General features: G+C 48.0%; 25 protein-coding genes. 5 read left to right on the forward strand and 20 right to left on the reverse strand.

Features of this window, described 5'->3' with window-relative positions:
- Together BUB60_RS18875 and BUB60_RS18880 are read right to left on the reverse strand one after the other, a co-directional pair.
- The coding region (locus tag BUB60_RS18875; RefSeq protein WP_159435481.1) for an alcohol dehydrogenase catalytic domain-containing protein at positions 1-528 on the reverse strand (528 nt) is incomplete at its 3' end.
- 49 nt (positions 529-577) lie between these two features.
- Positions 578-1,360, reverse strand: coding sequence for an SDR family NAD(P)-dependent oxidoreductase (locus tag BUB60_RS18880; RefSeq protein ID WP_073083145.1), 783 nt, complete (start codon positions 1,358-1,360; stop codon positions 578-580).
- A 289-nt stretch (positions 1,361-1,649) separates the two neighbouring features.
- Here BUB60_RS18880 and BUB60_RS18885 point away from each other — a divergent pair, with 289 nt between their 5' ends.
- On the forward strand, positions 1,650-2,564 hold the full coding sequence (locus tag BUB60_RS18885) for a LysR family transcriptional regulator (RefSeq protein WP_073083149.1): 915 nt from the start codon (positions 1,650-1,652) through the stop codon (positions 2,562-2,564).
- A 448-nt stretch (positions 2,565-3,012) separates the two neighbouring features.
- Here BUB60_RS18885 and BUB60_RS19950 read toward each other — a convergent pair whose 3' ends face one another.
- The 3 genes from BUB60_RS19950 to BUB60_RS18895 are packed head-to-tail and all read right to left on the reverse strand — an operon-like array spanning position 3,013 to position 4,704.
- Positions 3,013-3,597, reverse strand: a complete 585-nt coding sequence (locus BUB60_RS19950; protein WP_143162429.1) for a hypothetical protein — start codon at positions 3,595-3,597, stop codon at positions 3,013-3,015.
- 2 nt (positions 3,598-3,599) lie between these two features.
- Entirely contained in the window at positions 3,600-4,361 is a 762-nt protein-coding gene (locus tag BUB60_RS18890; protein WP_159435483.1) for an ImmA/IrrE family metallo-endopeptidase, read from the reverse strand.
- A gap of 10 nt (positions 4,362-4,371) precedes the next feature.
- On the reverse strand, positions 4,372-4,704 hold the full coding sequence (locus BUB60_RS18895; RefSeq protein WP_073083152.1) for a hypothetical protein: 333 nt from the start codon (positions 4,702-4,704) through the stop codon (positions 4,372-4,374).
- 511 nt (positions 4,705-5,215) lie between these two features.
- Here BUB60_RS18895 and BUB60_RS18900 point away from each other — a divergent pair.
- Positions 5,216-6,448: a DNA polymerase Y family protein gene (locus BUB60_RS18900; RefSeq protein ID WP_073083155.1), complete on the forward strand. Its 1,233-nt coding sequence runs from the start codon at positions 5,216-5,218 to the stop codon at positions 6,446-6,448.
- A gap of 13 nt (positions 6,449-6,461) precedes the next feature.
- A complete protein-coding gene (locus BUB60_RS18905; protein ID WP_073083159.1) occupies positions 6,462-6,725 on the forward strand; it encodes a hypothetical protein in 264 nt (87 codons plus the stop codon).
- A gap of 139 nt (positions 6,726-6,864) precedes the next feature.
- Here BUB60_RS18905 and BUB60_RS18910 read toward each other — a convergent pair whose 3' ends face one another.
- From BUB60_RS18910 to BUB60_RS18935, 5 genes are all read right to left on the reverse strand, one after another.
- The gene (locus tag BUB60_RS18910; protein WP_073083162.1) at positions 6,865-7,923 is read right to left on the reverse strand and encodes a hypothetical protein; all 1,059 of its coding nucleotides are present in this window, start codon (positions 7,921-7,923) and stop codon (positions 6,865-6,867) included.
- A 430-nt stretch (positions 7,924-8,353) separates the two neighbouring features.
- Complete coding sequence (locus BUB60_RS18920; RefSeq protein ID WP_073083165.1) at positions 8,354-8,755, reverse strand: helix-turn-helix domain-containing protein; 402 nt, start codon at positions 8,753-8,755, stop codon at positions 8,354-8,356.
- Between the two features lie 11 nt (positions 8,756-8,766).
- Positions 8,767-8,979 (reverse strand): hypothetical protein, encoded by a 213-nt coding sequence (locus BUB60_RS18925; protein ID WP_073083169.1) that lies wholly within the window; start codon positions 8,977-8,979, stop codon positions 8,767-8,769.
- Between the two features lie 234 nt (positions 8,980-9,213).
- Entirely contained in the window at positions 9,214-9,510 is a 297-nt protein-coding gene (locus BUB60_RS18930) for a hypothetical protein (protein WP_073083173.1), read from the reverse strand.
- A 170-nt stretch (positions 9,511-9,680) separates the two neighbouring features.
- Positions 9,681-9,965 (reverse strand): hypothetical protein, encoded by a 285-nt coding sequence (locus tag BUB60_RS18935; RefSeq protein WP_073083176.1) that lies wholly within the window; start codon positions 9,963-9,965, stop codon positions 9,681-9,683.
- Positions 9,966-10,286: 321 nt separating this feature from the next.
- Here BUB60_RS18935 and BUB60_RS18940 point away from each other — a divergent pair, with 321 nt between their 5' ends.
- A complete protein-coding gene (locus BUB60_RS18940) occupies positions 10,287-10,493 on the forward strand; it encodes a hypothetical protein (protein WP_073083181.1) in 207 nt (68 codons plus the stop codon).
- 312 nt (positions 10,494-10,805) lie between these two features.
- Positions 10,806-11,018 (forward strand): hypothetical protein, encoded by a 213-nt coding sequence (locus tag BUB60_RS18945; protein WP_073083184.1) that lies wholly within the window; start codon positions 10,806-10,808, stop codon positions 11,016-11,018.
- A gap of 587 nt (positions 11,019-11,605) precedes the next feature.
- Here BUB60_RS18945 and BUB60_RS19960 read toward each other — a convergent pair.
- The 10 genes from BUB60_RS19960 to BUB60_RS19000 all read right to left on the reverse strand — a co-directional run bounded on the left by BUB60_RS19960 (position 11,606) and on the right by BUB60_RS19000 (position 19,058).
- The gene (locus tag BUB60_RS19960; RefSeq protein ID WP_143162430.1) at positions 11,606-12,436 is read right to left on the reverse strand and encodes a hypothetical protein; all 831 of its coding nucleotides are present in this window, start codon (positions 12,434-12,436) and stop codon (positions 11,606-11,608) included.
- Between the two features lie 533 nt (positions 12,437-12,969).
- Positions 12,970-13,830, reverse strand: coding sequence for an Abi family protein (locus BUB60_RS18960; RefSeq protein WP_073083194.1), 861 nt, complete (start codon positions 13,828-13,830; stop codon positions 12,970-12,972).
- Between the two features lie 250 nt (positions 13,831-14,080).
- Complete coding sequence (locus BUB60_RS18965) at positions 14,081-14,836, reverse strand: glycoside hydrolase domain-containing protein (protein WP_073083197.1); 756 nt, start codon at positions 14,834-14,836, stop codon at positions 14,081-14,083.
- Entirely contained in the window at positions 14,833-15,018 is a 186-nt protein-coding gene (locus BUB60_RS18970; RefSeq protein ID WP_084726631.1) for a hypothetical protein, read from the reverse strand. Before BUB60_RS18970 ends, BUB60_RS18965 begins: the two co-directional genes overlap by 4 nt.
- Positions 15,019-15,032: 14 nt before the next feature.
- Complete coding sequence (locus BUB60_RS18975) at positions 15,033-15,377, reverse strand: hypothetical protein (protein WP_073083201.1); 345 nt, start codon at positions 15,375-15,377, stop codon at positions 15,033-15,035.
- Between the two features lie 83 nt (positions 15,378-15,460).
- On the reverse strand, positions 15,461-15,637 hold the full coding sequence (locus BUB60_RS20305; protein WP_159435485.1) for a hypothetical protein: 177 nt from the start codon (positions 15,635-15,637) through the stop codon (positions 15,461-15,463).
- Positions 15,638-15,656: 19 nt separating this feature from the next.
- Positions 15,657-16,082 carry a hypothetical protein gene (locus BUB60_RS18985; RefSeq protein WP_143162431.1) on the reverse strand — a complete coding sequence of 142 codons (426 nt, stop codon included), beginning with the start codon at positions 16,080-16,082 and terminating at the stop codon, positions 15,657-15,659.
- Between the two features lie 12 nt (positions 16,083-16,094).
- Positions 16,095-17,054, reverse strand: a complete 960-nt coding sequence (locus tag BUB60_RS18990) for a DUF6273 domain-containing protein (RefSeq protein WP_073082150.1) — start codon at positions 17,052-17,054, stop codon at positions 16,095-16,097.
- A gap of 12 nt (positions 17,055-17,066) precedes the next feature.
- Positions 17,067-18,209 carry a hypothetical protein gene (locus BUB60_RS20310; protein ID WP_073082147.1) on the reverse strand — a complete coding sequence of 381 codons (1,143 nt, stop codon included), beginning with the start codon at positions 18,207-18,209 and terminating at the stop codon, positions 17,067-17,069.
- A 12-nt stretch (positions 18,210-18,221) separates the two neighbouring features.
- Positions 18,222-19,058 carry a hypothetical protein gene (locus BUB60_RS19000; protein ID WP_073083211.1) on the reverse strand — a complete coding sequence of 279 codons (837 nt, stop codon included), beginning with the start codon at positions 19,056-19,058 and terminating at the stop codon, positions 18,222-18,224.
- Between the last annotated feature and the right edge of the window lie 49 nt (positions 19,059-19,107).

The raw sequence follows: 19,107 nt of genomic DNA on the forward strand, positions 1-19,107 counted from the left end.
GCCGAAGCCGGACATGAAGCCGCAGGCCAGGGCGGAGCCGATCTCAAAGGGTATATCGTCGTCCAGCTTGCAGAGCATGGACTCGTGGGCATTAGTGTACTCGGCAAAGCCGCTGGCCCCGGAGCAGGTCTGGATGATGACTTCACCATTTAACCGGGTATACGGGCTGGGGATGCGGAACAGGTCGCTGGTGTGGGGTACATTTTCGCAGAACCAGTGGCGGTCATGCAGGCACTGGTCACAGTGGCCGCAGCCCTGGCGCACCTCGGTGCACAAAACCCGGTCGCCGGGCTTGACGTACGTCACCTTCGCCCCGCATTTGTCGACGATGCCGGCAATCTCGTGGCCGGCCATGCCCGGGCCCTCGTACACCCCGTGTTCGCCCGTCAGCGCGTGGATATCGCTGTGGCAGATGGTGCATGTCATGACCTTTAAGCGGACCTCATAATCCCCCGGCTCCGCCAACTCCACCTCTTCCACCACAACGTCAAGCCCCATCTTCGGGACAAGAGCAGCTTTACAACGCATATGATTCAGCCTCCTTAATTAATTATTTATGAAGTTACCCTGTACAATATTAGACCGTTGCGCCCCCATCCACGATCAGGTTCTGACCGGAGACGAACAGATTCTCCTGGGCAAAGAACATCGCCACGCGTGCAATGTCCACCGGCTGGGCGACTCTGCCCAGCGGCGTCTTGTTTGTTACAGCCGCGTACTCCTCAGGCGTAGCGTCGATTTTCATGGGCGTGTCCACCATGCCGGGGGCGATGGAGTTTACCGTGATGTTGTCCTTGCCGTACTTCTTGGCAAAGGCCTTTGTCTGGCAGATGGCGGCGGCCTTGGAGGCCGTGTAGCCAGGCGTGGAATACGCGCCGTTGACGCCGGTGACGGAGGTGATGTTGACGATGCGGCCGAAGCGGTTTTTCTGCATGCTTGGGATGACGGCCAGGTTCATGAGATAGTGTCCCAGCGCGTGTATTTTGAAGAACTTGAGGTATTCCTCCGGGCTCAGGGTGTCGAAAAGATCTTCGAAAAACGTTTGGCCCGGCTTCAGCCTTGACTCGATGCCGGCGTTGTTGATAAGGATATCCACCTTGCCGAAGGCCTCCAGCACCTTGCCCACGCCGTCTTTGACGGCGGTCTCATCGCTGACGTCCACGGACAGCGCCATGGCTTTGTCCGTATACCTCAGGCACTCCTCCAGCGCCTCCTGAATCTTGTCGGCCCGGCGGCCGAAGAGCGCCACCTTGGCGCCGCCCCTGGCAAGCTCGACGGCGCTGGCTCTTCCCATGCCCGTCCCCGCGCCGGTGATAATCGCCGGTCTGCCTTGAAATCCGTAATCCAGATATTGTGCCATATGGCGCCTCCTTTGGAATATTGCCGGTGTGATCCGAGCCCAATCAGAATCGCAGCCGCGTTCTTCTCCGGCTCAAATCTGTGGCCAAAAAAATCAAATGTCAAATATCACACAAACAGTTTAATAGCACGGGGCGGATTTGTACAACATTAATAGTGTCCTTAATAACCTCTTTGCTCCAACGTTCATGGAAGAGTGTTTATTGTCTTTCGTTTTGATGTCTGCTATAATGAAACCTGTTGCGGTATCCCGGCACAGCTCAAAGCGAATGACAGAGAGTGAATTGACCATGTACAATATTACATTCCAGCAGATGGAGGCCTTTCTGACCGTCGCGAAATACCTGAACTTCTCCAAGGCGGCCAACGCCATGTTTATCTCCCAATCGGCGCTCAGCAAGACGCTCCAAAGATTTGAGGAGGGCGTGGAGCTCCAGTTGTTCACCAGGAGCAACCAGGGGCTTGCACTCACCGATGAAGGTAAATACCTGTATGCCAACCTTGAGGCGCTGTACCACAGCATGGATAAGACGATTAAAACGGCGCGCAGCATCTCCGTGCAACCCAAAACGCTGCGTATCGTGGCGCCGGCCTCCTTTGACGCTGCAGCCGACTTTGACGAACTGAAGGAGCTGGTCGCCAAATACGAAAACCAGTTCCCCAAGGTTACCCTGACTGTGACTTTGTTTGATTTCAGAGAGCTGCGCCAGGCGCTGGAATTGGGCGATGCCGACCTCGTCTTTACGCAGGACTTTCCTGTTGCCGACATACAGGGCATTTCGTTCAGGCGCATTTCGACGTTTGAACGCTTTATCGCCATCAGTGCACATCATCCCCTGGCATCCTCGGATACACTCGACTACGCGGCGCTGAGCGACGAGATATTCTACGCCGTGCCGATACCGAAGGATTTGACAAACCTGAATAACACGCTGAAAAAGTGCCAGACAATGGGTTTTACGCCGAAGGGCCTCGAGTTTGTGCCGAACTTCATGACGCTTCTTTACAATATCCGTCAGTGTAAAGGCGTGGGGATCATCGGGCGATATGAGCATCTTGGCTTTGGCGACATTAAATACTACCCTTTGCCGGAACCGGAAAAGCATAACGTCATTGTTGCCTGGAGAGGCGACCGGCTGTCCAGCGAGGCACACGATTTTATACATTTGATATCCGAAGCCGATTTAGATAACAGCGAGAAATAATAAAAATCCCGTCTCTTGAAACGAAGAGACGGGATTTTAGATTCGATACGCTTTGCTATTCCGCTGAAGCGGGTTTCTTGCCGGGAACAGAAAAAAGCCTGTGACGAATGATCGCCGCAGGCTTTTTCTCTTGGCAGGGGCAGAAGGATTTGAATTAAGATTTACCAGTAAAACGATATAAAATCAGATGAAACCGAGTATGGAAATGTGCCGTAAAATCAAGGTTTTTAGTCAATTTAGTAAAATCACGTTACAGACGAAAAAATCCTATTTGTCGTGAAAACTGTCGTGAAAATATCTCGTGTGCGAGAGCCTCCGAAAACTGCAACATTTAAATTACCGGGATGTTCTTGCCTCCCAAAAGATATATGGCCAACATGCAAGATTTCTTACGGATATGATGTTAAACGGGAAAAGAGAAATGGGCGAATAACAAGGTAAGTTTACTTCAATCGTCTGGTCCGCCACTCATAACGTCACTGTAATATAGCCATTCTTTAAATTTTACAATATTAAGTCCTTTGCTTTTAAACACATCAAATATGTTAATATGTGGATGTGAAAAAACCACTCCCTTGTCTTCCGAAATAATAACGTAACTTTTCGGTGATGTTAAAGCAATCGCGATTAAAGAACACTCGCCAGCATCTCGGTTCCGAAAACCCGGTGATTTATATTCTTCAAGTGTTAACTCCCCAGTTTCAATTAGGTGTTTACAATAATCTCCTCTTGTCATCCATCCATAATGACATTGCCGTAGTTTATTAAAATTTAGTTTTATTGTATTTTCTGTGCTGATATCAATTACTTTTATGTGACCTGACTTTATGTAGCGCTCAATGTAGGCGTTAACCCTACTAGCTTTTTCATACTCAGCTTTGCTTAGTGTATTTGGTGGCCGTAATTCATTCTTAATCACCGAGGAAATAGTAAAAGGTTCTTTAATATTAGAGCAATATTCGGCCACCGCGAAAATTACGGTATCCGTTTTTAACTCATGCTTTATTGTACATGTATCAAATAAGTGTTCCATTATTATTCCCCTTCCTGATTAAAATAAGGAAATAAAATGGCTTCGCCTGTTGCTTTACTAATTATGTTTTTTTCAATTGCTTCTTTAACTAAGTGATGCAAATGTATATATGGCGCGTCTGAAGGTTTATCATAAGTGCTATCTTTAGCTATATAAAAATTAGTATCTAAATTAGTATATTTTGTTCCCAAGGCGTCATTGATTGAATCAATGTACTGATAATATAGATTTACCTTATAATTTTTGTATAAATGCCATCGGAGGACCGTTTCAAAACTTAAATAATACTTATGACATAATTCGTTTATAAATAAGCCGAGCCGCTTTGCTTGACTTGGATTTAGAAGGGAATTCTTGTTAATATATTCGTCGTCTTCATGAAACAGAGATTTAGGATAAAGTAACTCACGCCCAAATTCGAAGGCTTCTGATTCTTCCGTATTTTTCGAAGCTCCTATTTCGACACTTTTCTTATCGTCTGAATAAAACATTCCCTCATGGAGAAATCGATGACCCAGTTCGTGTCCTAATGTTAAATTCTGAACATAAATTGGTCGTTTATGATTAATACCTACATAAGTATAGTCCCCTTCATAGGCAATAAATCCATGCAACTTATGCAGGTCTTCCTTAAAAATAATAAGTTTAAATCTATCAATATACTCTTCTGATTTAGTTATATGAGTAAAAAGATCGCCAGGAAAGTCTTGAATGCAAAACACTTTCCTGGCCATCTTTACTTTTTCTTCAAATATATTGTTCAAATTACTCATCCTAACATAAAGCTTCCTTGATCCATATTAAGTCTCTCATATAACTTTGTAATTTGGCTTTAGCTAAATTTGATTTTGTGGTGTCGTTCCCTCGATTTTTTGAACATAAAACTACATCATTTAATCTACTTCGTTCATCCGTAAAGTAATTTGTGTCACAATATAACGCATTTGATATTACTTCGATATCAAATTCATCAATATTCTCAAATTCGATACGGTTGTTTAGAATATCTTCTATAAACTGTTTTTCTAACATGGTTTCGTCGGCAAGAGTTTCAAGAGAGACGCCAAGCATATCCATTCTTTCCCCAAGGACACTACCAATGAACATAGTGTGCACGCCTCCTTTATTATTCCTACTACAACTATAGCACATTTACCAGAAAATGTACATAAATGCAATAGATAAGGTTCATAATTTTTCACCGTCATATTTGTGCTGTATGCCAATGTCTTAATAGAAAGAATCGCTATAAATCTATATTTCTATATTTTCCTCGTAACAGAGCTATATGCGACTAGTTTACATCTTTTATCATTGCCCTTCAGTCCCATATGCGCAGCGGTCAAAATGGGAAGTCAGGGCAGCACGTCACGGCTTCGCGTCTTTGACTCACCTAGATATCTAACCTTTTCAATGCAAAACATCGTCCCTACTAGGGTACCATTTATAGTCCTGCCCTTTGTAATATACGCCGGACAACCATAATTTACACGTTGACTTCATATAGACGCCATGTTAATTTTAGTGAACTAAATGTGAAGTAAGCGAAGTTGATGCGTATAATACTATATGTAACTTCTCTTCACAATGCGAGGCAAGGAGGTGCACACATATTGACATGGCACGCACAATACTGCACAGCGACTTAAACAGCTTTTACGCCTCGGTGGAGACGGTACTTGACCCGACACTCCGAGGCAAGGCCGTGGCTGTCTGCGGCTCGACGGAGGACCGGCACGGCATCGTCCTGGCAAAATCCGATTTAGCCAAAAAGGCCGGGGTCAAGACCGGGATGGCCAATTGGGAAGCACAACGGGTTTGTCCAGAGCTATTGATATTGCATCCGCAGTATGAGCAATATGTTAAATACTCTCGCCTGGCGCGCGAAATCTATCAGCGATACACTGACCGCGTTGAGCCGTTTGGTATGGACGAGTGCTGGCTCGACCTGACCGGTTGCAGATACGCCGACGGACCAGTCGTGGCCGATGAGATACGCAGGACCATACGCGATGAACTCGGCATGACGGTCAGCATCGGGGTATCGTTCAATAAGATATTTGCCAAGCTTGGCAGCGACCTAAAAAAGCCGGATGCAGTAACGCTGATCAGCGAAGAAAATTTTCGAGAAACAATATGGCCGCTGCCGGCCTCCGAACTCATTTACGTCGGCCCTGCCACGACGCGCAAACTAGCGACATATGGTATTCATACCATTGGGCAGCTCGCCACCACGTCGCCGGATTTTCTCAAACGGTTGTTAGGCGTCAACGGCTTGGCTATCTGGCGATTTGCGGCCGGCCTGGACGCATCCCGCGTCATGCACCAAGATTACACGGTGCCGATCAAGTCCATCGGCCACGGCATTACCTGTGTCGAAGACCTCATAGACAGCGAGGAAGTCTGGAAAGTGATGCTGCAGCTATCGCAGGAGATCGGCCGGAAGCTCCGGCAGAACGACTTTAAGGCCCGAGGCGTGCAGATTACCGTTAAGGATAACAGCCTTGCCTGGAGGCAATATCAGACGATGTTGGATATCCCAACCCAAAGCCCCTTAGAGTTGGCCAGGAAGGGACGGTGGCTGTTTGATAAAAATTATGATTGGCGAGTGCCGGTGCGCGCAGTGACGATCCGGGCAATCAACCTGATACCGGCGTCCCAGCCGATACAGCTCAATCTCTACGACGATCCGGTTCGCCGCGAAAAACGGGAAAGACTGGATGGCGCCATAGAGGACATCCGCGCACGCTTTGGAAAGGGAGCGATAATTAACGCCTGTCTGATGGGCAACCTCAAAATGCCAGGGCTCGGCGTTCATGAAGTCAACCTTCCGGGGATGATGTTTCAATAGGGGGTGCTGATTAATGGAGAACAAAGTATATGTCGAAGTTCTGGCATCCTTTGATCCTGTCGGCGTGATGCTGCCCGTCTCGCTCACCTGGGAGGACGGCCGTACCTACGATATTGACCGCATCGTCGATATTCGGCAGGCGGCGGCCATGAAAGCCGGCGGCAGCGGGGACAGGTACACGGTCAGGATAAAGGGCAAGGAGAGTTTCTTGTTTTTCGAGCGCAATGCCAGCCCGCGCGGCAACAATATCGGCAGGTGGTTTGTAGAGAGGAAATAACGAATATATAACGCATTTTAAACGAATATGGTTATAACTTATCTTTGCGCTCACCAGAGCGCTTATTTTCTGCGTGATAAATATAGGGACCGTTGCCGACTAGCACACCCTTATGGCTGCCATCGTGATGCCCATTACACTATGTGCCGCAAAAGACTTTCTCCACGTCTGCTAAATCTAGTATTTCATCACTGTTATTGACTATCGGATCAAGCCAATCCGCCTTATGGCGAGCCCAGGCAACCCAATCAGTGGTTTTACCCATGGGCGCTTCTTTACTTACTGACATATTCCTTTCGATCGCCAATACATATGCTCTTATATCTTCGGCGATGCGGAAGCGCTGAGCTTCAGCAATTAAACCTCGTGTTCTATTCAGCTCTTTTTCATGCATTAATCGGTCTACTTCTCTTCCCAGCCGGGCCTCTTCTTCCCGGCGCAAAGCCTCTGCTATTTCCTCACTGCGTTCCTTATGTCTGAACGCTAATTTGATAATATTGAGAAAAATACGCTGTATGATGTCGGCCAAGCTCTTCTTATCAGTTTCCTCAAATTCGCTCATAACAACCGACTCAACGGGACCATTGCAAATATTGAACAAAAGTATACCTGATGGTTTCCACACATAGCCATTTCCGTATTTATCTTTCTTCCCTGTATGAATTTTATGATGCCGTTCTCTAATTCTGAATCCAACTTTAATATCAGCAATGAGAAAATACATAAAGGGCTCATTGCATATTGCTCCCCCAATTTTTTCAACCGCTTTAAACAAAGCATCGAGGAATATTAACGCCCGTCGTTCATTCTCTTTTGATACACTCGTCAGATCAACTTTCTTGATGAGATCGTGCGGTTCTCTTAATTGTCTGCCCACTTTCAAGTTGTTGTAGACCTCATTTATTTTGTCACGCTCCTCTTCATTTAGGAACTTGACAAACAACTGATCATCGGTCGCAGAGGTGTAAAACGTAATCCGTATATTTTCATCCAGATCGGGTAACTCATTTCGTTTTGGGTTCTGGCCTGTATTAAGACGCCCCCAATATCTGTTATCCGGCAAGGGTATCTGATAGCGTTCACATATGTTTTTCAGTCTTGGGAACGATACTTGATATTTTGCGGCTACTTTGCTCAGCGTTTCTGTCCATATTTGTTCGTAGAGCTCTTTTCGAGTTAGCTCGAAGCGTTCCGTCATTATACATCCTCCTCCCATCAGTAGCTTAATATAAATATCGTGCATTTTGAGACAAACATAAAGCAGGTCTACGATCTAACATAGGCCTGCTTTATGTTTTAGGTAGACAGCCGTTCACAAAAGTATCGCGCTTAAGTACCTTTTTTTATCGCCCGGACTAGAATATCATTCAGGCTCTCCCTTATGACTGTACCCGCCTAAGATTTCCGTCAAATCCCCTCATTTTGAGGGTGATCAAAATATTGCCGAGCCTGCTTGCCTTTTTCGGAACGCTGTATCATGCATATCGCTTTTGCCATTTCAATGGTGAGCTGATGATCGGGGCTGCGGCAGACCATCGGAACTTTCCGTTAAAAATGGCGAAAAGTCTATTCCCTTCAGAAAATCCATATTCGGACATCAGTATTGAAGGCCGCTTAATAGTGAAGCTTTATTTTTTCCGTGTATATGGTTTCCGCTCTTTAAGCCCGTTCTTAAAAGCAACGAAGTCAGAAGTTTCAATTCTAAGACAGGTGGGAGATAGCCGCTGTGCCTTAAGCTCGCCTTCGGCGATTCTTCGGTATAGCGTTTTCATGCTAACACCCAACTCTTTAGCCGCTTCACTTACCTTCAAATTTGGTTTTAATGCGGATACTTCATTTTTCGTACTGTCTCGCTTTTCGATTGGTGAGGATTCTTGTTTTTCGTTCAATAACTGATTCAGTTTACTTTCCGCCTGAATCCTTGCTTCTCGCTCTTCTTTCAAAGCCATAGCAAATTGAACTAAAATATCAGGGTCCAGTAACATCCGTTCTATCCCTTGAAGCCGTTCTTGATCAAATTCTTTTTTCATATTAACCTCCATTATAGTTTCTGGCTTTTGCCTGACGGGTCGTACATCCAGCGCTCAAAGGCCTCAAGCGGAATGAAATAGCGATATCTGCCGGATTCGAGCCTAAGCGCCTGTCCAAATGGAAACTGTTTTGAGATAAGCCCAGCCCTTATAATGTCGTCGCTGCAACCCATACGCCGGGCGGCTTCACGTGCACTGATTGTTTGTTTTTGGGTGTTCGGCATAGTTAATTGCCTCCTCACAATAATTATTGTATAGTTATGTCATACAATAATAGCATAAAGAACGAGGAGCCTCCAGGTATGGAAGCTCCTCTCAAATTTTCTTTTTATCCCCGGGAATCTACTAGTAGAGTTAAGACAAGATTTTTGAGGCTTTCATTATCGCTTCGAAACAGAAGGATTAATGCTTTCTCTTTTTCGGTTAAATCTGATACGTATAATTCTCGAGAAATAACTTCAACCATTGGGAGCATCCCCTACAGCAGCTTCTTTGGCCCGGTCTTTATAAATGGCGCTAACAGCGTCAGAGACATCGTCCCTCAGACGGCCGAGAGTTACATTAAGTGCAGTGAAGGCGGCGATATACATAGATGCCCTGCCTTTGGCCATAAATACCATATTTTTGCCAGGGCCATCCGTTGAATCTGAGGTGTAACTCAATTCGTCGTCTAAGGCTTCTATTAATAGCGTTTGCGCGGTAAGAAGATCACTTGTAACGCCAGCGGCACAATCGATTTCGGTTATGTTATCCATGAATATTACCTCCATATATTTTGGTTTCTTGGAGCGGGAGACGATAATGTAGCCGTCCCGCTCCGGTGAGATCGGGCTTTTTACGTCGTGCTTTGGGTTGAGTGCCGACGTAAGGGGGCTCTACAGTAGTACAGCGGGGGCTTCGCTGTTGCGATCAATCGATAATCTGGTCATGCTAGCTTCCGTTTCAGGAACATATCCCCACTAAGGTTGCCCAGTTCTGCGCGTAGCTTGCCGCATGACGTTATGAGGAAATCCAATCCGCTGAATTTTTCATCCGTGAAATCGCTGAGGAGTTCAATAGTTTCCCACGCAATGTTTAGCGCGTCGATCAGTCCAATGAATTCCATATTTAAACTCACCAAACGGTCAGCGTATTCGCGGTATAACGCTTCGTTTTCCTCAATCCGCTTTTCGAGTTCGTGTATGGTTGCTGACGTTGTGTTTTCAGACATAATAATACCTCCATTTTTTCAAAGTACAATCTATTATGAAAGGGGCGGCTTTGCTCCCCTGTGCCGGCGGGTTCCCGCGACCGGCCCGGATGGCTATCGGGTGGTTTCGGCCTGTTCCCTCAGGCCATCATCAGGCGGGTTGTTCCGTTAAACTTTGAATCTATGGTCACAGTATAATATATCGTACCCGATATATCAATTGGAGAGAAAGACAATATTGTCCCCGATATATTGTGAAAAATATATATTGTCCCCGATATACGGCGGCGATATAATAATTATGCATAAGACAGCGCTTTAAATAATGAGGGAGGAAACAATATGTCACCAGCTACAAAAGCGCAGCAAAAAGCCGTTGCAAAATACATGAAAGATAATTACGATGAGTTGAAGGTGCGTGTCCCTAAGGGTGCTAAAGAGCGTATACAGTCCCATGCAGAGAAACACGATGAGAGCCTTAACGGTTTTGTTACGCGAGCGATTACCGAGACCATGGAGCGGGACGGCAGCGCCAGCGAAAGCAAATGAAGAATAGAAAAAGTGGGCTTATGATAAAATGTCATAAGCCCACTTTTTTTGAGAAAACAATGTATAGGAGAGTAATTATGTTTCGCAAATTGCGGGGGAGGTTCCTGGAACTAGATATTGACCATGTATATCTGGCCTCAAGCAAGACATATCACGCGCCACCGTGAGCGCAAAATTCAATCGCCGCAGCCCCTGGACCCTTTCCGAAATGTACGCCGTCATGGACCTCATCCAGGAGCCCTATGACAAGCTCCACGAGTATTTCCCAAAGGACGGCGGCGCTGCCTCACTTAGAATATGCGAGGGATTTTAATGGCCACAAAGCAAGAGCTCATCAATGATATCCGCAGAACTTATGGAAACATGCTCAACGTCACACAACTTGCCAAGCTATTCAACTGTGACCGCCGGACAGTGCCAAACTACGTTAGCGGCCTACCGTTTTTCTCGATGGGGAAGGATAAAAAATATCTTGCCATCGATATAGGGCGCAGGATTTATGATCGCATGGAAGAATCACCCTGACAAGCAAGACAGACGATGCGACCGCACCCGGAAGAACGCGAGGTGAGTAAATTGAAGTGACCACAAGTGGGAAGCCCTGAAAGAATCAAAAAGAAAAACCGAAGAGAGAGCCACAATTGAATCACTTGCGGCGGATATCTTAAACTGCGTAGTCGGGAAACAGGCTTCCGTGTTGGTCGCGGAGTGCGCACTAGACCGCGCAAGGAACCTAATGCGCACCCGCACCATTGTCAAGCTCTAGTCGTCTGTAATTATGATTTGCGGATCGATCGTCTCGTAGGCTTCCTTATATGCCAAAATCACATCGGTAACAAGATCATGTATGCTGGTTATTCCGTACTCAGATTCGCGATTTTCTTTAAGTACTTTATCATGAACAATTCCATTGACGCACGCCATAGCAAGTTCGTGAACTATTTGATCTTTAGTCGGGCCCACTACCTATCACCTCCTCCCTTTGAGGCGATTATACACCGGCAGTTTCCAAAAATCTACATAAGGAGGACGCATGAACGATCTAATCAAAATCACCTACGACAACGACTGTCCGACAGTATCAGGCCGGGAACTGCATGAGTTTCTTTTAATTAAGTCACTATAAAATCAAACGTCTCACTTTGATCCCCGCCGCTAATCGTAATTGTCCATGTGCCCGGCGTCGTTCTCGTTCCGACTTTCCACGTCCAGGACACTTTACCCGAGGAATTTGAGGTCTTTTCCGTCAAACCGGATGCCGTTGACGGGCCTGATTTGTAGTATACCGTTATATCGTAATCTGTGTTTGGTTGTCCTTTGATCGTAATAGTCGCGTTGGCGCCATGCTTAACCGGAGATGTCAAGCTTACTAATTCGATTGATGCCGGTGAAGGTGAAGGTTTTGACGCTGGTGTTTGTTCCGGGCTTGGTGATGGAGAAGGCTTTGGGCTTGGCGATGAACTCGGAGACGTTTTAATTGGGACGCTCGGGTCTACTGGCGGTGAAGGCGATGCAGTAACGCTAGGCGATGTAGATGTGGCCACATTCAACGCCCATGAGCCGCCCCCTGTATCATTTGAAGAGGACGGTGTTTGGCTTGGCTGAGTATTGAAGCCGGGGCTAGGGTTAATGGTTGATATTGCTGCTGTAGGCGGTGAAATAGTAGCCGACGCTACGCTAGGTGAAGATAAGACATTTTCTTGTTTTGGTAAGAACACTCCTGCCAATATCAAGCAGACTGCGATAACTATACCTTTCTGCCACGTCTTATAATTAATTTTATTATGAACCACCCTTGAGAGCGGTGGCAGAAGTACCAATCCTGCCATCAGGAAAAATACTCCGGCTAATGGGGTCCTAAATATGCTGCTTAATCCTGTTAATAAAAAGAGTAGGCTAAAAATCCAACCTGCAATGAATCCCGTCCTCTGTTTTTTGTCCATTATCCTTTCCCCTTAATATTGTATTTGTTCTATTATCTTACAATATATATCTTCCTACCTGTAAATTCAATCCAATAATACAGTGTAGAATGTCAAGAAAAAGGCGGGCAAACCGCCAGAAGGGTACGAAATTTTCGTTACCCTTGCGGATGTAACAGGCTAAGTTTTCTGTCAACCCCCCCCCCCCATTTTGAGGGTGGTTGAATATTTGTCGAGTCGCGTTGTATGCCTTCCCGTCAGTAGCCACCAGTTTGGGGGTAACTGAATACTTGCTTAAACGCTCCTTGTGCCGCGCATGGATTTTAGGAATTGCAATTATCGAATTGCTGTATTCCAGTACCGCACCGATCTGTACGCTCGTCGAATACTCCAAGAATTCGCAACGGGCCGCCGAGCTTGAGGTTGAGCGGGTCAAGAAAGATGGATACCGGCACTACGAGGGCAATGCTGTGATTGAGTACAGAGATGTCGTTGATGTTACGTGGTTTAGGAGAGAAGAATAAAAAAGGCCGGAGGTTAACGCCTCCGGCCTATTATTTATTATTGAGCAATTCATTCCAATCGCTTGGGAACCCTATGTGATTAAGTTTAATCGAATCTTCGTATTCGTCTATTAAAGCTTTGAGTGCAAGTAGTGTCTCGTTATTCCAGCGTTCCTTATTCGGATATAAGTGCTTTAAAGCAACAATAAAATCGAATAATTTATTTTCTAATTCGAAGTGATCTTCGGGAGTTTTGGGTCTGGTAGGGAACCTTCTGTTATATAGTCTTCCATAATGAGCGCAAATATTGCGTAAATCCGTGCAACACCTTAACCAACTCTTTAAAACGTCTGATTCTATTTCAAAATTGTTATTCGCAATAATACGTTGGTCGGACCGTTTGAGATCAGCATAAAAACAAGAAAGCATGCCGAAGGTGAATAATTCTACTGCTACCCATAGCGGAAATTTTCCTTCATAGTTTTCAAGGTGATGTTTTACATAAAGTACATTTTTATTTTGTTGAATTTCCGTATTCATCTTTTGCATAAATTTTTCATGCCTGTGCAACTGATTAAAATTGTCGCTGTTCTGATAGCCTAAGGAACCATATTTGTGAGAATGGAAATATGCAATGGTTGTCCTTAGCTTTATTTCAATTTCCTCAATAGCCGAAAATAGTATCCTGCGCAATCTTCGATCAAACTCATATATGCAATATACCTGTTCGATAGTAGTGCCTGATAGGTATGTATCATCCGACTGCTTGAATGGTAAAAAATAGGCAGTCAGTCTGTAATAATTCACGTTTCTTAGGATTTCTGTGCATTTATCCTCATCTGATATTTGGCATCCGCGGGACCTCAACTTTTCCATTTGCTGAATATATGTTATGGGCTGTTTTATCTCCACGGAAAATCATCTCTATCCATAAATAAAAATGTCCCCCCTGGGACACATCACACATTGCTGTGGAGAGGTGCGGGGGGTCCTGTTACTTTCATTATACTCAAAAATGTGATTTTTGCAACACAATGGGTATATTTTTATTTGAGGCCTACACCACATGTTGTGTTTCGGCTCGATTTTTACAAACTTTTTCTTAAAATAAATAAATCCCCGGCTGCAGCCTTGATTTGCAGCCGGGGATTTTCGTGTATATTCAGTTCAGCAGCCCCAGTTTCTCCAAGGTTGCAAGCATGTGTTCCATCGTAACCGCGTCCTGCAGATGCAGATCGCCATGCTCGTCGCCAATCAGGCCCTGCGCGATGGCTTTTTGGACGGCGCTGGCGGCCCAGTCGCTTGGCTTATTCTCCACCGGCTTCACCTCTTCTCTGTAGCTCCACATTCCGGCGGCCGACGGATCAACATAAAGCTCGTTAAAATCGACACTGATTCCGGCGGCCTTCTGATTAACTTTGGACTGATACACCTGGGCGTATTGCGAGACTTTCCCGGCACTCCATCCGCACGTCTGCCAGAAGCCTTTGCAAGCGCCGCGCACGGCCATTTCGTCAATCACCGAAGTCTCACCGTATATGCCAATCTCGTATGCTCCCGTCTGCGCGCGCGCGGCGCGCAGATACGATTCAATGTTGTTCATATCCGTCGATTTGGCATCGAAGTCGGCGGCGAAGTAGATAATGCCCGTGGCGGGTATGCCAAGTGCCTGAACAGCCTTGAGCGCCGCCGCACCGTCAGCACTGCCGGATGCCGCGCCGCCGCGTGGGCGGTCTGCTGTGGTCTCGTAGACGCACAGGATATCCAGTCCTGCAGCGGATATGATTTGAGCCTCGGCGGCATACATCTGCTTGGATGTGCCGGCGATGTACCGACAGGCAAAGTTGTAGCCGCTGCGTACGAGGTCGGCGGCCACGGTGCTTGTTATGCGCGATGCGCAGTCGATGCCTTTTGTCATTTCGTCTGCCCCTTCTCGGTCTGGGTGCCGAAGTAGAACGCGACGACCATCATGGCGATGCTCATCACATTGTCCGCCGATATCTTGCCGACGATAGCGAGGTAGACGAATACCGCGACGACAGCCAGGGTGACGATGGTCTTGACTTTAATCAGGGCCGCGAGGTTTTCAATGATTTTCATGATATGTATCCCTCCTAAATAAGATTCTGTACGCCCTGCTCGTCCATGAAGTCGCGCAGTTCGTGTTTGACGTTGGCGGCGTACTCCCGGGCCGCTTTGACATTGCCGTTGCATTTAAACGCTGTGACTTTCCCCGATTCATCTACCGCCAAACTCTGCATACACTCTGCCGTCGCGTCGCCGAGTGCGGCCGCCGCGTTGATGCCTCGAAGCATGAGCGTCTCTTTCTTAACCCGAGCCTCATTGCGTTCCTTGTCTGCCTTGTCGTGCTTGTCAAATCGCCACTTGATATAGGCCCCGAAAATTGACATGCAGATTGGTATGATAAGTAGTTTGAAAACCTCTAAAACCGTTTCCATTATGGCCGCCTCACTTTAAGCATAAAAATACCGCCATGAGGCGGCTTGTAATTATTCAGCGACGGCTCTTGCCGCCCTATGCATTACGCCGTGACGATACAGTCCGCGTTGCCGTCAAGAGTCAATGTGCTGTCCACAGCAGCCTTGTACATCGCGAACAGCGCCATGTTGACGAACCACGCCCGGTATCTGTCCTGCGCCGCCGCGAGGCCCTGTTCTTTCTTCGCCTTCTCAATGTCCGATACGATAACCCAAGCCATTTTGTTTACCTCCATAAAATTATTCTCCGATTCCCATGATGTTTGGTAATGCATTCGTGCAAAAATCGATAAACGCATTCAGCGTCATATCTGACTGTGCCTTAATCGCCTCTTGCTGCTTCTCTGCATACGTCTTCTGCGCCATGATGACGATGTAATGTTCCTCAGTGACCGCCGGTGTCGTATCTGTGCCTGGTGTAACGACGACGTCGGAGAGCGCCAGAGAGACGCGCAGGGTATAGTTGTCGTGGGCATACGCGCCGCTGTCATCCGTGAGCGTGAGGCTGTCGGGCGGATTCTTGAAAAGCGTGTCGAGCTCCGCGAAGGTGGTTGCCTCTTTTGCAAAGTGGAATTCTAAGGTGCTGCGGTTCGCGCCCTGAAAGTTTCTCTGCGATCCGACGACGTTGAGCACTTCTAAGTTTTGGCCGCCTATGGTTACTGTCAAATTAATCACCCCCTATACTGTTTTCCAGACACCGTCTATTTTTGTGTGTATCGATTCGATAGACTTCCATACCCCGCCGATATTTACTGCGCCGCTCTCGCAATCTTTCCATGCGCCGCCTATTTTGACCTTCATGTTTGCCAGCGGGTTTGTTGCGAACTGGAGTATGTAGGCACCGTCGGTATCCGCAGCATCAGATACCAATGCGGAGGATAACAATTCCAACGCAGGCCGAATGCCCTGATATCCGTAATATGCATCACTGGATCCGCCGCCAGCGGGAATAGCATACCGTTGGACGCTTGAAGAACTTGAAATCGGAGTTCTTAGCCAGTATTGCCAGTTCTGAGAAGAAGACAGGGCTGCGTCCGTGTATTCGGACGCACTGACAGCTTCGGCTGTCGGCATAGCAAGACGGCTATTGTTGTCGCTGAAAAGGTCCCACTTTGATCCCTCCGCGATGCCGTTTTCGTTTGCTTGCCCAACTTCGGTTCTTGATAGGAGGTAGACTTTCCGGGTGATGTCTTCATAGCTGCCGCCATCGGTGACGGTGTTCCTCACTACACGGATTGTCGTATCTTGAATTGCATCTCTAAATGCCGTTTCAAAATGTGACAAAAATCCAGCCTCAGCGTCATACTCATTATAATTCGAATAGACGTTTGCGTTATTCGGCGGAGCATCATAGGTGTGCCGGGCGGAATACCAAGCGCCGGCGCCAGCCAAACTATTTAACCATTGGTCAATGTTGGAAACGCTGTACATATTATTCCCGCCAGCCGCACGGCCGCTGTTCGGGTTGCTGGCCTCTTTGGCGTCGAAACACTTCAAGGTGATAATTCGTTCAGTGCACAGCTTCACACGGCCACCTGAAATATGTCCTATCTTGAATCGGATGACGGCGCCGTTGTACGTCGTGTCGAGCGACTTTACCACCGCGCCGACAGCGAGATTGGATATTGGCTGCGCCATTTTTAGACCCTCCTACGCTTGGTACTTTATCCAGATATCGCCGTTGTTGCCGCCGCTCGGGTCCGCTGTGGAGAGGGTGACATTGCGCATCTGCGCTGTGGTGTAGTTCGTGTTCGTTTGGGCGATTGCCGCGCCGGTGAATATCCCGCCAGCGATAGGCATAGCGCCGAGAGTGGCCAGCGCTGCTGGAGCCGTCGCCACGCCGGTACCACCGTTGGACACCGGAACTGGCCCAGTCGTATTGCCAAGGCCAAGGACATTCCTGGCCGCTGCAACGGTCATCTCGGTAAGCACTCCTGACGTGCCCGTAAACACCGGGAGACTCGGCGTCGTGCCGATTGCCCCAGCGTTGGTGATATTACCGTGCATGTGGCTTAGTGGAGCGAAAACCGCGCCGAGGACGGATTTAATATTGCTCCAGAGCGTTTTCCGCTTGCCATTCGCTGATGTGTCCTGATATGGAAAGTAGTCAGTATCTGCGATGGCCGTTTCTGCTGTGAGACCACTTATGCTTGCCGCCGTATCAGCATAGGCAAAGGCATCCTGATTTTTGTTTGTAGGGTCATAGACGGATTTTGTCATGTCGCCGGAGCCCGAGCCATTAGCGCCTTGATATACATCAAAATCAAACGTTGCGCCGCTTGTCATCGTTATGCGGTATGTATCGTACGTCCCCGGTGCGCCTGTGCCGCTTATTTGAGCTATTGACGCGATGCCGTTGCCGTTTGCGCCAGGATTGCCGCGCGGTACCACAAAATTGAGTATGAGATTTTCTGCCGTACCCGAATTTGATATGATTAGATCAGTACCGGGATCGCCGGTAGTATACGACCCGACCGTTATCGTAGCGGGACCGGGCGGGCCGGGCTCTCCAGCGGGTCCGGGTTCTCCTGCCGGTCCAGCCGGGCCGTCTGCGCCCGCAGGTCCCGGCGGGCCCTCGCCGATCTCCAGCAATAGCAACTGATAATGTACGCCGTCATTGGTTGGTGTGACGCCTGTGACCTCCTGTAGCGTGATATAGGCGTTGCCGCTGTACGTTATAAGGCTTTTGACCGGGTACGTCGTACCGGCGTTATATGCGCCACGCGGGGTTAAGCCGGTCGCAACCAAATCCTCTAACTGCTTGCCGGTGTACTTAAGTGTAAAGCTTGGCATTGTCTCACCCTCTTAGTAATAAATGATAATAACGCCTTTGCGGCCGGCACCGCCGAGACCGCCAGCGCCACCGAGGCCAGTTCGAGCGCCGGAGTATCCTTGCGATTGTCCGCCGCCACCGCCACCGTCGCCACCCTGGCCGCCTTGACCGTATCCCGTCGCATCCGCTCCGGGAGCTCCGATACCGCCATCGCCACCGCCACCATTGTACTGTGTATATGCAGCCGGGCTGCCTGTTCTTATGTATGTATCAATGTAATCACCGCGATACACACCGTCATTGTCGACATTACGGTAGTTATAGAGGTTAACGCCGCTAAGTACGTAACAATGGGTAACATCCGCAGCCGACGCCCCCGACGTAATTGTGACTGTCGATCCCGTTAAAGTGAACACGCCCGTATCAGCATTAAATGTAAAGTCCGAACGGCCTGTCATCGTCCCCGACCAAGTACCGCCGCCATGGAATGTGTAGGTGTAGTTGTATCCGCCAGATTTAGATACAGCCCCGCTCTGCCCCGCTAATCCATTGCCCGCCGAGCCTGCGCCGCCGCCATATCCGCCGTATGCTGTAACGCCGCCTAACGATGCCGGTGAACCGTTGGCTCCGGGGTGATAAGTGGTTTCGTTTTTCGTTACATTTGGCCCCACGCCTGACGATCCTGACCCCGCGCCGCCCGCCAATTCCCCGGTATCGCCTTTTCGCCCTAAGATGAGGCCCGATTTTGGCTCAACATAGCCGGAGCCGTAGGCGTGGCCCGTTTCCGCGCTGATGCCATCAAATATGGTGTGTTCGCCGCAGGAATACTCTTTGACCGACAATGGGACGACGGTCAGGTCCATAACCAAAACCCTACCGCCGGGCCCGCCCTCTCCGGGTTCGCCGCCAGCGCCGGGA

The organism is Sporobacter termitidis DSM 10068 (assembly GCF_900130065.1).
Lineage (GTDB): Bacteria > Bacillota > Clostridia > Oscillospirales > Oscillospiraceae > Sporobacter > Sporobacter termitidis.